Source organism: Kitasatospora sp. RG8 (genome assembly GCF_017813315.1).
Lineage (GTDB): Bacteria > Actinomycetota > Actinomycetes > Streptomycetales > Streptomycetaceae > Kitasatospora.
The window spans coordinates 1-2,227 of record NZ_JAGIYX010000082.1 but is presented as its reverse complement, the minus strand read 5'-3'; the positions used below and the strand labels follow the sequence as shown (position 1 = coordinate 2,227).

The window sequence follows — 2,227 nt, the reverse complement described above, 5'->3', positions numbered from 1 at the left end:
ACGGGTCCTCGGGGCGGGCCCGGCACGCACCGGGGTGCAGTTCCTGCCGTTCGCACTGGGCGTGGTGGTGGGATCGGTCGTCGCCGTGAAGCTGGGCTTGCGCTTCGCACCACGGTCCCTGCTGGTGGCAGGGGCACTGGTGACGGCGGTGGGCTTCTGGTGGTTCGGAATGATGAGCGCCGACGGGTCCTTCGCGACGGACGTCCTCGGACCGTCGGTGGTCACGAGCGTGGGAATCGGACTCTGCCTCGCACCGGCAGTCTCCATCGCGACCGCGGGCGTGGCGGCACACGAGACAGGCAGCGCATCCGGACTCCTCAACAGCACACGCCAGATCGGCGCATCACTCGGACTCGCAGCGCTGGGGACCGCGGCGCACGACCGTACGGGCACGCACGTGACCCCGGTGACGCTGAACGACGGGTATGCGCTGGGGATGAGCGTGGGGACGGTGGTCCTGCTGGCGGCGGCGGTCGTGGCGTTCACGGTCCTTCCGCGCACCGGTGCGCCGGTGGTGGAGGGGGAGCAGGAGGAGCGCGGCCTGGTCGCGGTGCAGGACTGACCGCCCTGGGCGAGACCGGCCCGGGAGTGATGGTCCGGCCGGGGCGGGCTCGCCCCGGCCGGGGCCGCCCGGGTCCGCGAGGGCTTGGCGGGGCGGGCGGTTGGTGGTGTCTGCGGGTGCCGGGTCCCCGCTGTGCCGTGCGCCGGCCACGTCGTGCGTCGGCGGCAGCGGCATCGCCGAGGAGAGTACCCACGAGGAACCCCTGCGCCGCGCCGACCGCTACGCCGGTTTCTGGGAGACCTCCGCGTCACCGCCCGCGGGCCGGTGAACCGCACCACCTGCTGTGTCTGCTCGGCTCGTATGACCCGTTGTGCCCATATTCGGCTGGTGCCTGCCTGTTGGGGGGCGGGCCGGCCGGTCCCGAAGGAGGAACGGACGTGAACGTTGCTGGGAACGTGGCTCTTGTCGTCGGCGGGACCTCGGGGCTGGGGCTGGCCACCGCCCGGCGGCTGCTGGAGGGCGGTTGCCGGGTGGTGGTGATGGGGCGCGAGCCCGAGCGGGCGGCGAAGGCCGGTGCCGAGCTGGGTGGTGTGCCGGTGGTGGTCGGAGATGTCGCCGACGAGGCGGACGTGCGGACGGCGGTGGAGACCGCGGCGCGTCTGGGCCGACTGGGTGTGGCCGTGAACTGTGCGGGCACCGCGCGGATGGGCAGGGTACTGGGGCGTTCGGGGGCGCTGCCGCTGGCGGAGTTCGCCGAGGTGGTGCACGCGAACCTGACCGGGACGTTCAACCTGGTGCGGCTGGCCGCGGAGGAGATGGCCCGCAACGAGGTCCGGGACGGGGACCGTGGCGTGATCGTCTGCACCGCCTCGGTCGCCGCCTACGACGGGCAGGAGGGGCAGGCGGCCTATGCCGCCTCGAAGGCGGGGGTCGTGGGGATGACCCTGCCGTTGGCCCGGGACCTGGCCCGGCACGCGATCCGGGTGGTGACCGTGGCGCCCGGTCCCTTCGAGACGCCGATGCTGGCCGGCGCGTCGGCGGACGTCCGCGAGGCGCTGCTGCGCGGGACTGTCCACCCGGGCCGGCTCGGCGAGCCCGCCGACTTCGCCGCGTTGGTGGCCCACATCGTCGACAACCCGATGCTCAACGGTGAGACGATCCGCCTGGACGGGGCGATGCGCCTGGGACTGCTGCGCTGAACCTCCCTCCGCCCGCCCCGGCCGGCCACCACCGTGCCGGGGGTCGGCCCCGCCCGTCCGCCTGTTCGGTGGGGAATTTCGGCGGGGCAGGCGGGGCTACGGGTTCGGGAGAATTCCCCGGTGCCGCTTCATTCTCCTGAGTCACTTATTTCCCCGGAGTATTCCCGGGAGGTTCCACCGTGGGCTGGAAAAGCCCGCGCGGGACTTCTTCACGCCTTTTTCCGGAGGCTTCCCCGGGATTTCTACCGTGATGTTTCCGGAGGCTTCCCCGGGATTTCCTGGAGCGTTCCCCGGGGAAGTCGTGCCTGCTGCCGGTATCCGGATGTGGCCGGCTGTCCCGGGTGTTGTCCGGCCCGCATTCCGGCCGGCCTTGCGGCTCGCCTTCCGGGGGTGCCCGGGGCGAGGGTCAGATCCAGTGGGAGTCCCGGGCGATCCGCAGGGCGTCGATCCGGTTGCGGGCGCCGAGCTTGGCGACCATGGACGACAGGTAGTTGCGGACGGTGCCCTCGGACAGGTGCAGCCGTGC

General features: G+C 72.7%; 3 protein-coding genes. 2 read left to right on the top strand and 1 reads right to left on the bottom strand.

Annotated features, from left to right (window positions below; all coding sequences use genetic code 11):
- Together J5Y04_RS41085 and J5Y04_RS41080 are read left to right on the top strand one after the other, a co-directional pair.
- Positions 1–562: MFS transporter (locus J5Y04_RS41085; RefSeq protein ID WP_374106225.1), on the top strand; the 562-nt coding region annotated here is incomplete at its 5' end.
- A 377-nt stretch (positions 563–939) separates the two neighbouring features.
- Positions 940–1,701: an SDR family NAD(P)-dependent oxidoreductase gene (locus J5Y04_RS41080; RefSeq protein WP_209417659.1), complete on the top strand. Its 762-nt coding sequence runs from the start codon at positions 940–942 to the stop codon at positions 1,699–1,701.
- 406 nt (positions 1,702–2,107) lie between these two features.
- On the opposite strand, the gene J5Y04_RS41075 is transcribed toward J5Y04_RS41080, so the two are convergent.
- A partial coding sequence (locus J5Y04_RS41075) for a LuxR C-terminal-related transcriptional regulator (RefSeq protein ID WP_209417660.1) occupies positions 2,108–2,227 on the bottom strand: 120 nt, incomplete at its 5' end.